This is a genomic window from Aneurinibacillus sp. UBA3580 (assembly GCF_002375825.1).
GTDB classification, from domain to species: Bacteria; Bacillota; Bacilli; order Aneurinibacillales; family Aneurinibacillaceae; genus Aneurinibacillus; species Aneurinibacillus danicus.
Map to the genome: position 1 here is coordinate 19,609 of NZ_DFMZ01000034.1, position 17,166 is coordinate 36,774.

General features: G+C 47.5%; 16 protein-coding genes and 1 pseudogene. 3 read left to right on the top strand and 14 right to left on the bottom strand.

Annotation, left to right across the window (positions count from 1 at the left end; translation table 11 throughout):
• Positions 1-177: 177 nt before the first annotated feature.
• The 12 genes and pseudogenes from dprA to phaQ all read right to left on the bottom strand — a co-directional run bounded on the left by dprA (position 178) and on the right by phaQ (position 11,491).
• Positions 178-1,293 (bottom strand): DNA-processing protein DprA, encoded by a 1,116-nt coding sequence (dprA, locus tag B2899_RS05695; protein WP_286884443.1) that lies wholly within the window; start codon positions 1,291-1,293, stop codon positions 178-180.
• A 129-nt stretch (positions 1,294-1,422) separates the two neighbouring features.
• A complete protein-coding gene (gene sucD, locus B2899_RS05700) occupies positions 1,423-2,328 on the bottom strand; it encodes a succinate--CoA ligase subunit alpha (RefSeq protein ID WP_146809404.1) in 906 nt (301 codons plus the stop codon).
• A gap of 21 nt (positions 2,329-2,349) precedes the next feature.
• Entirely contained in the window at positions 2,350-3,510 is a 1,161-nt protein-coding gene (gene sucC, locus B2899_RS05705; RefSeq protein ID WP_146809405.1) for an ADP-forming succinate--CoA ligase subunit beta, read from the bottom strand.
• A gap of 366 nt (positions 3,511-3,876) precedes the next feature.
• Entirely contained in the window at positions 3,877-4,896 is a 1,020-nt protein-coding gene (locus B2899_RS05710; RefSeq protein ID WP_146808422.1) for a putative nucleotidyltransferase substrate binding domain-containing protein, read from the bottom strand.
• A gap of 4 nt (positions 4,897-4,900) precedes the next feature.
• Positions 4,901-5,104, bottom strand: a pseudogene (locus B2899_RS05715) (ammonium transporter); the annotation flags it as partial.
• 343 nt (positions 5,105-5,447) lie between these two features.
• The gene (gene mtnA / locus B2899_RS05720; RefSeq protein WP_146808424.1) at positions 5,448-6,509 is read right to left on the bottom strand and encodes an S-methyl-5-thioribose-1-phosphate isomerase; all 1,062 of its coding nucleotides are present in this window, start codon (positions 6,507-6,509) and stop codon (positions 5,448-5,450) included.
• A complete protein-coding gene (locus B2899_RS05725) occupies positions 6,506-7,207 on the bottom strand; it encodes a class II aldolase/adducin family protein (protein WP_286884444.1) in 702 nt (233 codons plus the stop codon). Before B2899_RS05725 ends, mtnA begins: the two co-directional genes overlap by 4 nt.
• 327 nt (positions 7,208-7,534) lie before the next feature.
• Positions 7,535-7,693 (bottom strand): hypothetical protein, encoded by a 159-nt coding sequence (locus tag B2899_RS05730; RefSeq protein WP_286884445.1) that lies wholly within the window; start codon positions 7,691-7,693, stop codon positions 7,535-7,537.
• A gap of 18 nt (positions 7,694-7,711) precedes the next feature.
• A complete protein-coding gene (locus B2899_RS05735) occupies positions 7,712-9,667 on the bottom strand; it encodes a methyl-accepting chemotaxis protein (RefSeq protein ID WP_286884446.1) in 1,956 nt (651 codons plus the stop codon).
• A 182-nt stretch (positions 9,668-9,849) separates the two neighbouring features.
• The gene (locus tag B2899_RS05740; protein ID WP_286884447.1) at positions 9,850-10,293 is read right to left on the bottom strand and encodes a MaoC family dehydratase; all 444 of its coding nucleotides are present in this window, start codon (positions 10,291-10,293) and stop codon (positions 9,850-9,852) included.
• Between the two features lie 93 nt (positions 10,294-10,386).
• Positions 10,387-10,965 carry a polyhydroxyalkanoic acid inclusion protein PhaP gene (gene phaP, locus B2899_RS05745; RefSeq protein ID WP_146808428.1) on the bottom strand — a complete coding sequence of 193 codons (579 nt, stop codon included), beginning with the start codon at positions 10,963-10,965 and terminating at the stop codon, positions 10,387-10,389.
• Positions 10,966-11,044: 79 nt separating this feature from the next.
• A complete protein-coding gene (phaQ, locus tag B2899_RS05750) occupies positions 11,045-11,491 on the bottom strand; it encodes a poly-beta-hydroxybutyrate-responsive repressor (RefSeq protein WP_371863529.1) in 447 nt (148 codons plus the stop codon).
• Positions 11,492-12,008: 517 nt separating this feature from the next.
• Between phaQ and phaR the strand changes: the two genes are divergently transcribed.
• The 3 genes from phaR to phaC all read left to right on the top strand — a co-directional run bounded on the left by phaR (position 12,009) and on the right by phaC (position 14,537).
• Positions 12,009-12,503, top strand: coding sequence for a polyhydroxyalkanoic acid synthase subunit PhaR (phaR, locus tag B2899_RS05755; protein WP_246147197.1), 495 nt, complete (start codon positions 12,009-12,011; stop codon positions 12,501-12,503).
• Between the two features lie 100 nt (positions 12,504-12,603).
• Complete coding sequence (gene phbB, locus B2899_RS05760; protein ID WP_286884448.1) at positions 12,604-13,347, top strand: acetoacetyl-CoA reductase; 744 nt, start codon at positions 12,604-12,606, stop codon at positions 13,345-13,347.
• A gap of 101 nt (positions 13,348-13,448) precedes the next feature.
• Positions 13,449-14,537, top strand: a complete 1,089-nt coding sequence (gene phaC, locus B2899_RS05765; protein ID WP_286884449.1) for a class III poly(R)-hydroxyalkanoic acid synthase subunit PhaC — start codon at positions 13,449-13,451, stop codon at positions 14,535-14,537.
• A 67-nt stretch (positions 14,538-14,604) separates the two neighbouring features.
• Here phaC and thiI read toward each other — a convergent pair whose 3' ends face one another.
• Positions 14,605-15,807, bottom strand: a complete 1,203-nt coding sequence (thiI, locus tag B2899_RS05770) for a tRNA uracil 4-sulfurtransferase ThiI (RefSeq protein WP_286884450.1) — start codon at positions 15,805-15,807, stop codon at positions 14,605-14,607.
• Positions 15,808-15,811: 4 nt separating this feature from the next.
• Positions 15,812-16,966, bottom strand: a complete 1,155-nt coding sequence (locus tag B2899_RS05775; protein ID WP_286884451.1) for a cysteine desulfurase family protein — start codon at positions 16,964-16,966, stop codon at positions 15,812-15,814.
• Positions 16,967-17,166 lie beyond the last annotated feature (200 nt).

Genomic DNA, 17,166 nt, shown 5'->3' on the forward strand with positions numbered 1-17,166 from the left:
GTTCGCCTTTTTCCCCATTGAAAACACCTCCTCGTTCTCTTCTCTCTTTTCCTTCATACCACAAAAGTCAGCCATCTTTCCCATTATTTTCATGTCGGGGTTGCGGCTGAAAAACCATGATCGTTTTCTGTGAAAGAAAAGAATTCCTCCTATTATTAATTACAAAACTTGCGTTTGTCAAACATCATTCCTGTTTTTTATCCGGACGAAGGCCGGTCCGGGCAGTTGTATGACTTGCTGTTTTACTTGCAAAGATAGCAAAAGATAATGCAAATAGCTAGAGGAAAACGACGTTCGACATAAAATCTCTTCATATGACACCGCTTCCCAGCCGACTGCCGCCAATACAATCTCTTCCTCCGGAGTGAGCGACAAAAGACCATGATCATCAGTACAGGCTACACTTTTATTTACTCCAGAAACGAGCATTGGATATTCATTTAGGATATCCTGTATCGTTTGCGTAAGCTTTGCTCCCTGCTGAATGAGCCAGTGGGATCCGGCGCTTTTGGGAGAATGAATCGAACCAGGAATGGCAAATACGTCCCTCCCCTGGTCTATGGCAAGATCAGCTGTGATTAATGAACCGCTGCGCGACGCCGCTTCTACGACAAGCACTCCCTGGCTCAGTCCACTAATAATACGGTTGCGCTCGGGGAAAAAACCACGCTGCGGTTCCATGCCGGGAGGGTACTCGGATACAATAAGCCCCTTTTGCCGTATTTCCATGGCCAGCGCGCGATTTTCAGGAGGGTATACAATGTTGACACCGCATCCCAGTACCGCAATAGTAGATCCGCCCCCGGCCAGGGCGCCACGATGCGCTTCACCGTCAATCCCCCGTGCCATACCCGAGACAATGGTCACTCCCCGCTCCGCCAATTCACGCGCCATTTGGCGGGCAACCGTTTTTCCGTAAGCGGTTGGTTTGCGCGTTCCAATAATCGCGAACGAAGGTTGATGCAATAATGTTTTATTGCCGATTATGTATAAAACTTCGGGCGGGTCGGGAATTTCGCGCAACAAAGCAGGATATTCGGAACTGCATTGCGTAAGCAATCCGATTCCTTCCGCCTGCCATCTCTGCACCCGCGATACAGCGTCCTTGAGGGAAAATTCCATTCGAATTTTTTCCGCTACTTTAGAAGAAACAGCCAGCATCTTCTGTATATCCTGCACGGAGCAGCGTGAGAAATCGACCGCTTCATCAAGCTTTCGTGCAGCGCGCAGTACAGTTCGCCCCACCCGATTAATATGTGATAGAGCCAGCAGCATGTACTCTCTTTTTTCCATTTTTCCTCACTCCTCTTCTTTTTTCCATTAATTTCGAGGAAGTATATGGAAAATCCTTCCATGCTATTGGCTGAGTAATGTCGAAAAAGGAGCGCTGTAACAGCGCTCCTTTTTTACATGTAACTCCCCTTATTTAACTGTTTTGCACACTTCAAGCAGACCATGATCTTTAAGGACTTCAATCATTGTTTCGCCCATTACGGCCGGTGTTTTCGCTACGCGGATGCCGCATGCTTCCATCGTTCTAATCTTCTCGGCAGCCGTTCCTTTACCGCCGGAAATAATCGCGCCCGCATGGCCCATGCGTTTTCCTGGAGGTGCCGTTTGACCGCCGATAAAGCCGACAACCGGCTTCTTCATGTTGGCTTTCACCCATTCAGCCGCTTCTTCTTCCGCCGTACCGCCGATTTCACCGATCATGATCACAGCTTCCGTGTTCGGATCCTCATTGAATAACTTGAGGCAGTCGATAAAGTTCGTACCGTTAACCGGGTCACCACCGATACCCACAGCAGTGGACTGGCCGATGCCGTTTGTCGTTAATTGATGAACCGCCTCGTACGTAAGGGTTCCGGAGCGAGACACGATACCTATTTTACCAGGCGCATGGATGTAGCCCGGCATGATACCGATTTTACACTCGCCCGGCGTGATAACGCCAGGGCAGTTCGGCCCGATAAGGCGCGTCTTGCTGCCTTCCATATAGCGTTTTACTTTTACCATGTCAAGCACGGGGATCCCTTCTGTGATACAAATAACAAGCTCCAGTTCCGCGTCTACCGCTTCCATAATGGAATCAGCCGCAAATGCCGGCGGAACGTAAATAACGGACGCATTCGCGCCTGTTTCTTTTACTGCTTCACGTACCGTATTGAATACAGGAATTCCTTCGAATTCCATGCCTCCTTTACCCGGTGTAACACCGCCGACCATTTTTGTGCCGTACTCAACAGCTTGTCTTGTATGGAATGCACCCGTAGCGCCAGTGATACCCTGGGTGATTACTTTTGTATCTTTGTTAATAAGAATACTCATAGCTCTCCAGTCCCACCTTTCTTATTTCACCAAGGAAACGATTTTTTCCGCACCGTCTGCCATTGACTCCGCAGCTACAATGTTAAGGCCGGATTCGTTAAGGATTTTCTTACCGAGATCTACGTTCGTACCTTCAAGGCGCACGACAAGCGGACGGTCCAGTCCCACTTGCTTCGCCGCTTCTACTACACCTTCCGCGATAACGTCACACTTCATGATGCCGCCGAAGATGTTGATGAAAATACCTTTTACGTTTTCATCGGACAGAATCAGTTTAAAAGCAGCCGTAACTTTCTCAGTCGTCGCACCGCCGCCAACGTCAAGGAAGTTGGCCGGCTCGCCGCCGTAAAATTTGATAATATCCATTGTCGCCATCGCAAGCCCTGCACCGTTAACCATGCAGCCGATGTTGCCGTCGAGCGCAATGTAGTTCAAATCATAGTTGGATGCTTCGATTTCCTTTGGATCTTCTTCATCAAGGTCACGCAGCTTCATTACGTCCTGATGACGGTACAGTGCATTGGAGTCGAAGTTCAACTTCGCATCGAGTGCCATTACGTTTCCGTCGCCTGTCACAACAAGCGGATTGATTTCCGCGATTGAGCAATCTTTGTCAACAAATGCCTGGTACAAACCCATCATGAACTTCACGGCTTTGTTTACCAGGTTATTCGGAATATTAATAGAGAACGCGAGTTTACGCGCTTGGAAAGGCAGCAATCCTACAGCCGGGTCAATAACCTCTTTGAAGATTTTTTCAGGTGTTTTTGCTGCTACCTCTTCAATTTCCGTACCGCCTTCTTCGGATGCCATCATAACAACGCGGTTTGTGTTGCGGTCTACAACAACACCTACATAGTATTCTTTTTGAATGTCGCATCCTTCTTCAATAAGCAGGCGCTTTACTTCTTTGCCTTCCGGGCCGGTCTGGTGAGTAACGAGTACTTTGCCCAGAATCTCCTGCGCGTATGTACGAACTTCATCGAGGTTTTTTGCAATTTTAACCCCCCCTGCTTTACCGCGTCCGCCGGCATGGATTTGCGCTTTTACCACGTATACGTTCGCGTCCAGCTCTTTTGCCGCTTCTACCGCTTCATTTACCGTGAATGCCACTTTCCCGTTCGGCACGACCACGCCGTACTGCTTAAGTATCTCTTTGCCTTGATACTCGTGGATATTCATTCTCCATCCTCCTAACCACATTTTGCATAAAATAAACGCATCAAGCTTCTCCCCTGTAAGCTCGTCTGCGCATACAGTATAGCTTATTCGGCATAATTCGGCAAATCCCTGCAAGCATTTCGCATTTTTCTGTGAAAATTGTGAGGAAAGAAGGAGAGAAAGAGGAAAAAAGATCCAGGGTAGAAAAAGGCATTCGCCTTTTTCTCCATTGAAATCATTGTCACGTTCTCTTCTCTCTTTTCCTTCATACCACAAAAGTCAGCCGCCCTTCCCACAATTTTCATGTCGGGGGTGCGGCTGAGATGCCATGGTGGTTTTCTGTGAAAATCCTTCTTTCTTCTCTCATTTTTCTTGCCTTACTACTTACTACACTATCTGCCTCAATCGTTTTTGCTGACGCTTCAAGAAGCTTAGTATATCTTTCCACTCTTTCAGCCTCTCACGCCCCCAATTTCTTGCATCTATATAGTTATGCTGCGCCTTCCCTTCCTCATGGAGCCTGACATGATGCTGCAATCGAACATTCAGCATACAGGCCAGCGCATCGAGCCATCGTTCGTAATCCGATACGGAGAGTACACCGCTGCGGTACAGCTCGCTTAACCGTTCCTTCGTTTCTGTGGCTTCGATATGATGGGCGATAGCCAGGATACGAACCGTATTCACCAGTTGATAATAGCCGCCTTCCTTTAAATCATACTCTCCTGCGTGCTCACCCCACCGCTCGTAGCGGAGATTGCGAAACAGCCCGAGCGGAATGTCATGCAAAAGAGAATGCTGTGCGAAGCGATGCTGCAGCTTTTTGTTTTCATACAGGCGTCGATGCATCCAGGCTTTCAAGCGGTAACAAAGCATACGATCGCCATATATGGCACGCATATCCGAAAGCATGAGCAGATACCGTATCTCATCAATGCCTTGGCTTTCTATCCAGGAAAGGATGGTCTGCTGCCACTCTGCCATATCGTGACGCCAGCGCCTGTTAGATGCCATTACGTTTCCTGAGCAAAGCGGATATCCCGCCTGTTCTAATTCGTAGGAGATGCGCTGACTGAACAAAGCGAAATATTCCTGATGCGAAGAAGTATGCATTAATTCAGGCTGCGTAACGTCCATATCACCGTACATCAATCCGTGATCTTGGTCATTGCCGATGGTTCGCTCTCCACGCCCTCCGCTGCCGAGTTCAAACCAGCAGTACGGCTCCCGGGGAGCTCCGAAGCCCTGGGCTACCATCCACTCTTCCGCACGCTGCACCGCTTCGCGGCATAATCTGTCGTGCAGAAGATTCAGCATCCGGTACTTCTCAAAGACAGGAAGAGAAGAACCTGCCAATTTGACAGCCTCTTCTTCCACACTGCGCTTTACATCTTCCAATGTACTCATAGCGTTACCTCGAGACAACTTTCATATCGGTTTTTTCTACCGCAAACGCCGGATTTTCTGCCGATTCCAAATGCTCTGGATATCCGTATGCTCCGTGCTCGCTCAAATCCAGTCCGGTAATCTCTTCCTCCGGTGTCCCCTTCAGTCCCGTCATCACTTTCAGCACATACAGGATAATGAAGCTGAGGATGGCAACATAGGCAGCGGCCCACCCAGGCAATGGTTCTGTTTTCATCTTTCCATCCCCCTATACGTCAACTTTTTTGCATTATAATATAAAGAGCAATGTATTGTTTATTTTGAGTCAGATAATATAACATGTGAAATTTATATCTTGCTTTACGCAATATTTCTTTTTGTTTTTCGCAAACCATATACCCGGGCCTATATGGTTTTCAGTATAATCAAATGAATCATATTAGTCTCCTGTATCTGTCATCTATTTACATTATATATCAGCACCTATACTTTTCCACGTATTCCAGCCGATGATATCAACGAAATGTCAACAAAAAAGAACCGCATAGAAGTTTCTACACGGTTCCTGCCGTTTATTTCTCAAATAACGCCTGCAGATTCTCCCTATACGGCGCGCGCACAATGCCTTTTTCCGTAATAATGGCTGTTACGTACTCGTTCGGGGTCACATCAAAAGCCGGATTGTACACCTTGATATCGTTCGGTGCCACCTGACGGCCGAACCCCCGGGTAACCTCCTCCGCTTCGCGCTCTTCGATTGGGATTTCTTTACCGGTTGGTGTCGTAAGATCAATTGAAGACAGCGGAGCTGCGACGTAGAACGGAATATTATGCGCCCGTGCCAGCACGGCCAGACCGTACGTGCCAATCTTATTGGCAACGTCGCCGTTTGCCGCCACACGGTCCGTACCGACGATAACTGCCTGCACCCAGCCGTTCGACATGACTTTCGCCGCCATATTGTCACAGATGAGCGTGACATCGATGCCTGCCTGCTGCAGCTCATACGCGGTCAAGCGCGCTCCTTGAAGCACCGGGCGGGTTTCATCGGCAAACACTTTAATATTCCATCCCTTTTCATGCGCGAGATACATCGGAGCTGTCGCCGTTCCGTACTTGGCGGTGGCAAGTCCACCGGCATTGCAATGTGTCAGTACTCCCATTCCGTCCGAAAACAGTGTCAACGCATGCTCCCCAATCGCACGGCAGACCCTTTCGTCTTCCGCCTGTATCTCCTGCGCTTCTTTTAGCAATGCCTGCTTGATTTGAGCCGGAGACTGCCCCGCTGCAGCGGACTCTTCCGCTCTGCGCACCATTCTGTTCAACGCCCAGAACAGATTAACGGCTGTCGGCCGCGAAGTGGCAAGGTAATCCGCCTGTTTTTTCACTTCTGAAAGCAGTTCATCCACTGTCGCAGATGCGAAGCTGCGCACAGCCACATATACGCCATAGGCGGCGGTAATGCCAATCGCCGGCGCGCCTCGTACTTTCAGTCGCTCGATTGCCTCCCATACCTGTTTTACATCAGACAAGGTAAGAAATTCAGTTTGCTCCGGCAGTTTGGTTTGATCAAGCAAAATAAGTTCGTCGTTTTCCCAGCGCACAGACTGGAGAGGTTCATATGTTTTCGTCATGATTTTTCCTCCTTGTTGCGGCGTTGTTCAATAATCTTCTTGCCCGGGTGGGCCCCTTTTAGCCCGTAGAAAGAACGGGCATCCACCAGCCTGTCCACCTGTTCGTCAGACAGCTCCTGTACACGTCCAAGCATACGTGCAGTAAACAAAATTTTAGCGCACATCTCAACCGATTCCATCTTGAACAGCGCCTCCGTCAAGCTCTGTCCCATTGTGACGGCGCCATGGTTGGCCAGCAGGATGGCATCGTGCTCTTTATAGAAAGGCCGCAGCGTCTCAGGCAGTGCTTCCGTGCCGGGAGTGGCATACGGCGCAAGAGGAATCGTACCCATCGTAACGATAAGCTCAGGCAGCGCAAGCTCATCAAGCGGGATTCCCGCCACCGCAAACCCGGTCGCTGTCGGCGGGTGAGCGTGCACGATCGCCTGCACATCAGGCCGATGTCGATAAATATCAAAATGCATGGCACTCTCAGTAGATGGGCGCCCCTGTCCCTCTATCGTTTCCCCCGAAGTCAGATTGACCAGCAGAAGCGCATCCGCTTCCATAAATCCTTTGCTGACACCGCTTGGTGTAATCAGCACATGCTCTGTATCAATTCGCACGCTAATATTTCCGTCGTTGGCAGCGACGAATCCACTCTGGTATATGCGACGTCCCGCTTCCACAATTTCGTGAGCCAGCTTATTCTTATCCATTGCTCGCTCCCCTTTCCAAATACGCCCCCGTGAATTTATAAAACAGGGAATAAAATCGATCATTTTGGGTAAAATAATAGAGAATAAGTGAAAATTACACTTACATGAAAAAAGTTACTACCGCTATCTTCCTACGGTTCACTCATTGAGTATACGTTGATATATTACAAACTGCAAGAAAGGAGAAAAGAACAATGGATAAAAATGAATGGAGCGAATGGGAATTTCCGAGTGTATATGAGATTACCCGGATGATCGCTGAAGCCAAAGAAAAATCCTGATGGAATAAATAAGAGAAGCCCCGAATTAGGCGTCCGGGGTATTTTCTTATTCTTCTATTTCGTCGTTCGTCTCCTTTTTTTCCTTTGCTTCGGAACAGGGAAAACAAATTAGCTTTCCCTTCTCTAATACAATTCCTCCGATAAATCCGTCATGACAATACACTTCTGTTCCGCACTCCACACAAACTCCGACGTATTCACGCATTTTTACATCCTCCTGTTGCTACAGTGCAAATTTCTCACCCTGACGGACAATCGAATGAGCCAGGCCTCGGAGCTCATCTGCGCTATTCGAGATTTCCTGCAGAACCAGCGCCTGCTGCTCACTTGCACTGGCCAGCTGTGCCGTGGACTCAGCCATCTCCTGTGAAGATATGCTTATGTTTTGAATATAGTTTACCAGCTGGGTTTTTTGTGTGTTCATTTTCTTCACCAGCATTCCTGTCGTTTCCGTAAATTCTTCGATCAACCGCATGCCTGCCTGCGTTGCGTCGAACACCTGCCGCGTGTTAATCTGTTCCTTCTTCTGCTGTGCAAACTGGCCTTCAGCCGCCTGCACCGAGCGAACCGCATCCGCCACCTGTTTCTTCATTTCCTCAATAAACTGCTGGATTTCATGTGCAGAATGCTGTGATTGTTCCGCTAATTTGCGCACCTCTTCCGCCACAACGCTGAATCCTTTGCCTGCTTCGCCCGCCCGTGCTGCTTCGATGGAAGCGTTCAATGCCAGCAGATTGGTCTGTTCGGCGATACCGCTAATAACACCGGTGATTTTCTCGATATTTTGCGACTTAGTAGCCAACTCCTCTACGACTTCTTCGATTCTTCTAAACAATTCGTAGCTCATATCCGTCGCTTGAGCCAGATTGCTCAACGCTTTCACGCCCCGCTCCGTAATGTTCCCCTGCTCTTTGACTTTCTCGTCCGTTCGCTCGGTTTGCAGGGTGATTTCCTCCATATCCTGCTCCCATTCCTGCATCAGCGAAGCAAACTGCCGGCTGATATCTTTTTGCTCTGCGGCATGATGTGCAATGGAATCAATGCCGCTTGCCGTTTCCTGACTTTGTGATGAGAAATGATGAAAAACCGTTGTTAAATTGGTAGATGACTGGTTCACAACCTGTGCATCCCGATTCAACGATTCAATGATACGGCGCAGCGACTGGCGTACTTCATCAAACGCTTGAGCCAGACGCCCCAGCTCGTCGCTTGAATACTCCCGGCTTTCGCCGCGCAAATCTCCTTGTTTCAACCGGTCGGCAATTTGCAGCAGCAATTGAATGGAGCGTTGGATCCCTCGATTAATATAAAGCATAAACAGAACGGTAAGAACCAGAATCAGTCCGGTCACCACCGGCGGTATCCACTTCATTGCCGCAATCGCCGCCTGCTCTTTATTTTCTGCGGCTTTATATTTCGCTTCCGCTGCTTTCTGAATGGAAGCGGCGAGCGGATTCATTTTATTGGCAGCGTCATGGTACATCGCAATCATGACTTTCTCGTTTTCGATTGCATAGACGAGCTTCTCATACGCTTGACCATACTTATCTATAGAAGGAGCAAGTTGTGGTACCGCTTGCTTTATCTGCGCCAGTACCTGTTTCATCTGTTCCGTGTTCTTCTTTCCCTGATGGTATAGGTACTCGCTTTCTAAGCTTTTCGCCGTAAGCAGCGACTTAAGTGCTGTCTGATTCTCTGTCTGGACAATCTCTTTCTCGATCTGTTCAAGAAGAACCTGGTAAGCAGGTTTATTTTTGGTTTCTCCTACTTTTCCGAGGCTTTCTTCGATTTGATAGACCCCGCTAAAAAAGCTTTTATATGTTTCTGTTAGCGAGAGTGCTTCTTTTAATATTTTTTGCTCTTCCGGGCTTTTCGCCTCTTTCTGCATTTGTGCAAGCGTCTGGTGCGCTTTCTCTACTTGTTTTAGCACCTCGTCCGCTTTTGTCTTATCAGGGGCCAGCAGTGTCTCCGAAGCACTGCGCTGCGCATCCGCCATCGCCAGTACGATCGTATGCGTCATTCTGATTTTCTGACTGGCGAGATCCTTTTCCGCTGAAGCATCCAACAATTGGCTTTTTGACCATTCATTGAGCAGAAGAAGCAGCGTAAACCCACATACGACCACAAACAATACGGAGAACAGTTTTCTTTTTACGGACCAATTCTTCATTGTGTACATTCCTTTCTCCTAACTAACATATCCCAAGTCCTATATGATTCAGTTCGACAAATATGATTTTTTTCCTTCTCCTCTACTTTTTCGTTTTTGAATTTGTCAAATCGGATACTCCTTATATCACAATCATTCTGATCGATTTACAAACTAATAAAATGAACGCAGCAAAAATGGAGTAGCCGGCGCTACTCCATTTTCATTACCATTGCTTCACCCTCGACAACCACTTTCCCATCCTGATTCACGAGATTGGTGCGCAGCTTGATTAATTTTTTATCGTCCCGCTTTTCAATCACTTCAGCAACCACAGTAATTGTATCACCGATTTTAACCGGTGCTTTGAACTTCAAATTCTGCGATAAATAAATTGTGTTCGTTCCCGGCAGTTGCGTGCCCAGCACAGTAGAAATAAAGCTCGCCGTCAGCATGCCGTGCGCAATTCTCCCTTTGAAAAACGTCTGCCTGGCAAATTCTTCATCAAGATGAATAGGATTAACATCACCGGTCAATCGGGCGAATGCAACGATATCTTCATCTGTAATAGTTTTCACTATTTCCGCTATATCTCCAATGTTAATATCAGCATAAGAGCGTTCCACTACATGCTTAGCTTTTTCGTATATATTCATCTTCTTTTCCTCTTTCTCTTTATTTCTTATGACTTTGACATTTTTCGACAAAAAAAGCAAGGAAAACCCCCCCGGCTATAGGGGGGGAAGATATTATTTGAACAGGCTCATTGTATTATTCTTGTTGGCTTCAACAGAGTCAAGCAATCCCTTTTGCGTTATTTTTACCTGCTGGAGGAAGTTATCCATTAATGTCTGCACTTCCTCACGCGTTCTTTGCTGCTGGGCGATTAAGTTCTTTAAGGAAGTCTCTAGTTGCTCCTGGGATTTGTTCACTATATTCAGGTTAGCTTTGCCCGGTGTCCATGTAAGCTGCTGGATGCGGTTTGCGATTTCCTCAAGGCGTTGTGTCCATTCTTCGAACGTCTTGCCCATCTGCTCACCGCTGATATTTTTCACGTTATTTTGATAGTTGACTTTCACGTCTTCGAGGAACTTTTTCATTTCCTCTTCCATTTTGTCCATATTTTCTGTTGTCTTGGTCCAGATTTCTTTCTGGCGCTCAAGCGTCTGCAGCGTTAGGTTTTCCATCTCTCGCTGGTAAGCGTACATCAATTTCACGCCGTTCATCCAGCCATCCCATATGGCATCGATCATATTTACGTTCGCATTCTCCTGAGCTTGCGCCTGCACCATCACCGGATCTTTCTCCGTCTTCTTGTTAATCGCCATTGTTTAATTCCTCCTTAAGAACTTGAATAAAAGAAAAACATATATGGTAAGTGCAGCTTGCTGCAGTACCGCCACAAAACTATTTCTTGTCTTTCTCCTCTGTATCTGCCGCCGGTTTATTAACTGAACCCGGCATAAAGAATCCTGTATACATCGTAAAGAATCGGTCCAGCATGGATTGATATTGCTCAAGGGATGCAGCCCATGAATTCAAATACTGTTCACCTGCGTCCGTTAGCGAATAGATTCGCTTTGCCGGACCGCCGGCTGAAGTATCCCACTCTGATTTAACCATATTATCCTTCTCCAACTGCCGCAGTGTTCTGTATACATTCCCCTGATCAATAGAAGGAAATCCAAATTTAATCAACTGCTGAATCAACTCATACCCGTGAACATTCCATCCGCGTAAACTCAACAGCAGAAACGGTACCATTAAATTTTTCGGCGCACCACCAATTGTCTTATCCTCTTTTGCCTGTGTGTCAGGGCGAGATTTCTCATCACTCGCAGACATGTGCATCACCTACAAATCTGTAAATATCTCTTATATGTAATTTACACCTATGGAGTTTTTTTGTCAAACATTTCCCGAAATTTTTTTTCTAAATCTTAGAAACTACCGCTTTTTTCTGTGAAAATCATGAGGAAAGAAAGAGGAGAAGAGGAAATGAGATCCAGGGGAGAAAAAGGCCTTCGCCTTTTTCCACATTGACATCGTCCTCTCGTTCTCTTCTCTCTTTTTCCTCATACCACAAAAGTCAGTGGCCCTTCTCCTCATTTTCATGTCGGGGTTGCAGCCGAGACGCCATGGTGATTTTCATGTCGGAGTTGCGGCTGAGATGCCATGGTCGTTTTTTATCTATGGACATTCACAAGATGTTAACAAAAACTTAAAAAAAATGCCGTAATTTATCGAATCTTTTTATTTGAGTTTCAAAGTTTGGTTTACTATACTTTTACATGAAATACCTTTTTCAACATAATTTTCACCGCTGCTCATATATATGGTAAGGTGAAAAAACTGGAGAGGAGATGAACCAGTGAGCAAACAGAACCCGTTTGATCCGTTTGCGATGTGGAAAGATTTGTATGACAAGACAGAATCCCAATGGAGCAAGGTATTTGATGAATCAATGAGGAAAGAGGATTTCTCGGAGTGGATGGGCCAGTTCCTGAATATGTATTTGCAGTACCAGGATATGGTGAAAAAATCGACAGAAAACTACCTGGCCCAGGCGAACATGCCTTCCCGCGCCGATCTTTCCAATCTGGCTTCCTTAATTGTCAACCTCGAAGCTAAAGTTGATAACTTAGAAGAAATGATCGAAGAAGATTTATCGCACCAAATCAGCAGCCTGAATGTCGGCCAGGAAGTCAGCCAGTTGAAAACCGACATGAAAAGTCTCGACAAAAAGCTTGATCAAGTAATAGAACTGCTGCAAAAGCAAACGGAGACAAAAGAAGTTTCCGTAAAAGAAGTGGCAGTGACAAAAGAAGACAAGCAAGCAAAAGACACAGGGAAAAAAGAGGCATAAACTCATTTGTTCGTTTCATTTGAAAGAGATTTATGTGCATGTTCTGAATTCATCATTTTCTTTTATAAAATTTGACGTCAGCTAAGGGGTGTTATTGTTTATGGTGAAATTAAACGGTAGAGTAGCGATTGTAACGGGCGGTTCCCGCGGAATCGGCGCGGCAATTGCCAAAGAACTGGCCGCAAACGGCGTAAAAGTCGTCATTAATTACAACAGCAATAACGAAGCTGCAGATGCGGTAGTTCAGGAAATCGAGCAGGCCGGCGGCGAAGCGTTTGCTGCGCAAGCCGATGTTTCCGATGCTGCGCAAGCGCGTGTTCTTGTCGAAGAAACGATCAACAAATACGGCAAACTCGATATTCTGGTAAACAATGCCGGGATTACCCGTGATCGCACTTTCCGCAAAATCACCGAAGATGATTGGAATCGAGTCATTCAAGTCAACTTAAACAGCGTCTACAATATGACAATAGCTGCACTTTCCCATATTCAAGAATCGGATGCGGGCCGCATTATCAACATCTCCTCCATTATCGGTCAGGCCGGCGGATTCGGACAAACAAACTATTCCGCGGCAAAAGCTGGCATGATCGGCTTCACCAAATCACTTGCACTTGAGCTGGCTAAATCAGGCACAACCGTAAACGCAATCTGCCCCGGATTTATCGATACGGAGATGGTACAAGCGATTCCGGATGAGATTCGCGCGCAGATTGTGGCTAAAATTCCGGCGCGCCGTTTCGGAATGCCGGAAGAAATCGCGCGCGGCGTTCTCTATCTTTGCCGGGACGGCGAATATATCACAGGCCAGCAGCTAAACATCAACGGCGGTCTTTACATGTAAATACATAGCAATAAATTAAGTTGCGAAATATTTCGTCTTATCTGAATCATTTTGGTATAGTTTTTATAGAGAGAATACCTATAGGTTGGAGGAGATAAACCATGTCAGCTCCGGTAACGAAAAGTTGGGAAGATGCATTGGATGCCCTGCCCCAGGAGGTACAGCGCACCTACCGCCGGTTTAAGAAAGCGGCGGAAATATTAACAACCGAAGCCGAACCGCAGGTCGGTCTAACACCGAAAGAAACAATCTGGACGAAAAATAAAACAAAGCTGTACCGTTACCAGCCGTCCCTGCCGAAGAAACACCGCGTGCCGCTTCTGATGATATACGCGTTAATTAACAAACCATATATTCTGGATCTGTCTCCGGGCAACAGTCTTATCGAATATCTGGTCAATCGCGGGTTTGATGTATACCTGCTTGATTGGGGTACGCCCGCACTCGAAGATCGCAACATGAAGCTGGACGACTACATTATGGATTACATCCCGCGCGCAGTACGTAAAGTGCTGAAAGCCTCGGGAGTTGACGAAATCTCTTTGCTCGGCTACTGCATGGGCGGTACGATGACAGCCATCTTCGCCTCGCTGCATCCGCAGCTTCCAATTCGCAACATTATCTTCATGACGAGTCCGTTTGATTTTGCTGATGCCGGCCTGTTTACGAACTGGCTCAATGAAAAATATTTCAATTTGGATAAAATGGTGGATACGATGGGTGTCATTCCACCGGAGATGATCGATTTCGGAAACAAGATGCTCAAACCGATCGTCAACTTCTACGGTCCGTATGTCAATCTTGTGGAGCGGGCGGAAAACACCAACTTCGTGAATGGCTGGCAGCTTATGCAGAAATGGGTCAACGACGGCATTCCGTTCCCCGGTGAAGCGTTCCGCCAGTGGATTCGTGAGTTCTACCAGCATAACAAGCTGCTTAAGGGTGAGCTATATATCCGCGGCCGCCAGGTTGATTTAAGCAATATTAAAGCAAATGTGCTGAATATCGCTGCCGAGCGCGATCATATTGCGATTCCACACCAGGTAGAAGCATTGATGCCGGTCATCTCCAGCAAGGATAAAACCTATGTGGAAATGCCGACCGGACACGTGTCGGTATGTTTCGGCCGCCAGGCGATTAACAAGACGTACCCGACTGTCGGCGATTGGCTTGAGCAGCGGTCAAAATAATACAAAAGAGTAAAGAAAGAGCGGCCTGCGGCCGCTCTTTCTTTACTTCCTATTCCTGCTTCCGCCATTAAAAGAAGGCTTGATACTCTTCTTCCGTAACCGGATCAATCCAGATGCTCTCTACCGCGTTAACCGCTTCTTCCACCAGGCGCTCTACATCCAGTGCCTGCTCAAATTTCTCCGCTATCTCCGGCTTTGGTTTCGTTACCGGCGATTTCGGCACAAATACTGTACAGCAATCTTCATATGGAAGGATGGATGTTTCATACGTCTCAATCTGCCGTGAAATCGCCATGATCTCTTCCTTATCCATTGCCACAAGCGGACGCAGCACAGGGATATTAATAACGCTATTAATCGTATTCATGCTCTCCATGGTCTGCGAAGCAACCTGCCCCAGGCTTTCCCCTGTAGCAATGGCCAACGCGCCGTGTTTCTGCGCCAACCTTTCCGTAATACGCATCATGAATCGGCGCATAATGGTAATCGTATAATGCTCCGGACAATGTTGACGAATCTGCGTCTGAATCTCTGTAAACGGTACGACATGCAGCTTCATGCCGCCGCTATATTGCGTAAGAATACGCGCCAGATCGATGACTTTTTGCTTGGCGCGTTCCGATGTAAACGGATAGCTGTGGAAATGAACGCCTTCAATACGAACGCCGCGCTTCATCGTCATCCAGCCAGCTACCGGGCTGTCAATGCCGCCTGAGAGCATCAGCATCGCTTTGCCGCTGCTTCCGGTCGGAAGTCCTCCCATCCCGCGCACGGTACGGCATGAAATAAACACGCCTTCAGCGCGAATCTCCACGTTTACTTCTACATCCGGATGATGAACGTCCACTTTCAAATCATCGGTGTTGCGTAGAATATAGCCACCCACCAGATGGTTCATCTCCTGAGAACGATACGGAAATTGCTTGTTCGGGCGCTTTACCGCCACCTTAAATGTGCGCGGCGCAGGCTCCACGTCCCGCACTGCTTCGAGTGCCGCCTGCTGGATCGCTTCCAGCTCGAATGTCTGGAGAAAGCGTGTCGGGCTAAAGGAATGAATTCCAAATACTTTTTTCAGCCTGGCTTCTACCTGTTCGTACGGCTCCCCATTCAGCACGAGGTACATCCGTCCGTATACCCGCTCTACCTGCACACCCGGGTACGCTTTTAAGCTTTTTTTGATATTGCGGACAAGCTGTGACTCGAATTCACCCCGGTTACGCTTCTTGAGCGCTAGCTCTCCATAGCGGATTAGAATATGTTCATATTGCATATCGTTACACCCTCATTATCTTCGCTAAATTTGGTACAGTCTCTTTAACCGCCTGCACGAACGCATCCACTTCCGCTTCCGTATTATCGGGAGAGAAACTGACTCGCAATGCGCTTTTGGCACGCTCTTCGTCTATTCCCGCCGCCAGCAGCACCCGTGACGGCTTATTGGATTTGGATGAACAGGCGGAACGCGTCGAGATGTAGATGTCTTTTTCCTCAAGCGCATGCAGCACTACTTCCGCTTTTATGCCTGGAAACGAAAAATTGACAATATGCGGCGCAGCACTTGCTTCCTCTTTGCCGGGGCCATTCAGTTTGCAGTATGCAAGCGACGCCAGCCCATCGATTATACGGTTGCGCAGTTTTTTCATATGCTTATGGTTCGTATCCAATCCATCCCGCATAATGCGCATGGCTTTGGCCATTGCGACGACGCCCGGCACATTCTCTGTACCGGAACGGTAGCTGGACTCCTGCCCGCCGCCGATGATAAGCGGAGACAGCATCACGCCGCGGCGAATATAGAGAAGCCCACAGCCGCGCAGCCCATGGAATTTATGAGCGGACAACGACAATAGGTCTACGCCCCATTTTCCCGGCGTAAGCGGCAGCTTGCCGTATCCCTGCACTGCATCAACATGAAAATACACTTTTGGATATGCGGCTAACAGACGACCAATCTCTTCGATCGGCTGTATGGTACCCAACTCGCTGTTTACATGCATGATAGAGACAAGAATCGTATCATCACACAGTGCACGTTTAACGTCCTCTACACGTACACGGCCATTCGCATCGGTCGGCAAATATGTGACCTCATATCCGAGTTCCTCTAACTGCTTGCATGTCTCATAGACAGATGCATGCTCAACGCTGCTGGTAACGATATGTTTTCCTCTTGCTCGATATTGGAGTGCGACACCTTTCAAGGCAGCATTATTGCTCTCCGTGCCACCGGACGTGAAGATGATTTCGGCCGGCTGCACATCTAGACAGTCGGCGGCCACTTTGCGCGCCTGCTCTAAAAGCTGCGCCGCCTTGCCTCCCAGATGGTGAAGCGAAGAAGGATTGCCGAAATACTGACTCGCCACGTCGCCAAACACTTTCACCACATCGGGATGCGGACGTGTCGTTGCGCTATTGTCAAAATAAATCATAATTTTCCCTTCTTTATCTTTCATTTTCCTTAGTATAGTATGGCCCGTACAACTAGAAAAGTTCAACCATTATCATAGCATATTTGTTTTTTTGTGAAAATCATGAGAAAAGAAAGAGAAGAAGAGGAAAGAAGATCCAGGGAAGAAAAAGAAGTTCGCTTTTTCCCCATTGAAATCCTCCTCTCGTTCTCTTCTCCTTC

What these genes read in the sequence shown, in the direction of transcription:
- B2899_RS05710 (WP_146808422.1), bottom strand. Translation starts at nt 4,896, where the DNA reads ATGAGTACATTGGAAGATGTAAAGCGCAGTGTGGAAGAAGAGGCTGTC.
- B2899_RS05730 (WP_286884445.1), bottom strand. Translation starts at nt 7,693, where the DNA reads ATGCGTGAATACGTCGGAGTTTGTGTGGAGTGCGGAACAGAAGTGTAT.
- B2899_RS05775 (WP_286884451.1), bottom strand. Translation starts at nt 16,966, where the DNA reads ATGATTTATTTTGACAATAGCGCAACGACACGTCCGCATCCCGATGTG.
- phbB (WP_286884448.1), top strand. Translation starts at nt 12,604, where the DNA reads ATGGTGAAATTAAACGGTAGAGTAGCGATTGTAACGGGCGGTTCCCGC.
- B2899_RS05740 (WP_286884447.1), bottom strand. Translation starts at nt 10,293, where the DNA reads ATGAATATATACGAAAAAGCTAAGCATGTAGTGGAACGCTCTTATGCT.
- sucC (WP_146809405.1), bottom strand. Translation starts at nt 3,510, where the DNA reads ATGAATATCCACGAGTATCAAGGCAAAGAGATACTTAAGCAGTACGGC.
- sucD (WP_146809404.1), bottom strand. Translation starts at nt 2,328, where the DNA reads ATGAGTATTCTTATTAACAAAGATACAAAAGTAATCACCCAGGGTATC.
- B2899_RS05725 (WP_286884444.1), bottom strand. Translation starts at nt 7,207, where the DNA reads ATGGATAAGAATAAGCTGGCTCACGAAATTGTGGAAGCGGGACGTCGC.
- mtnA (WP_146808424.1), bottom strand. Translation starts at nt 6,509, where the DNA reads ATGACGAAAACATATGAACCTCTCCAGTCTGTGCGCTGGGAAAACGAC.
- dprA (WP_286884443.1), bottom strand. Translation starts at nt 1,293, where the DNA reads ATGGAAAAAAGAGAGTACATGCTGCTGGCTCTATCACATATTAATCGG.
- B2899_RS05735 (WP_286884446.1), bottom strand. Translation starts at nt 9,667, where the DNA reads ATGTACACAATGAAGAATTGGTCCGTAAAAAGAAAACTGTTCTCCGTA.
- thiI (WP_286884450.1), bottom strand. Translation starts at nt 15,807, where the DNA reads ATGCAATATGAACATATTCTAATCCGCTATGGAGAGCTAGCGCTCAAG.
- phaC (WP_286884449.1), top strand. Translation starts at nt 13,449, where the DNA reads ATGTCAGCTCCGGTAACGAAAAGTTGGGAAGATGCATTGGATGCCCTG.
- phaP (WP_146808428.1), bottom strand. Translation starts at nt 10,965, where the DNA reads ATGGCGATTAACAAGAAGACGGAGAAAGATCCGGTGATGGTGCAGGCG.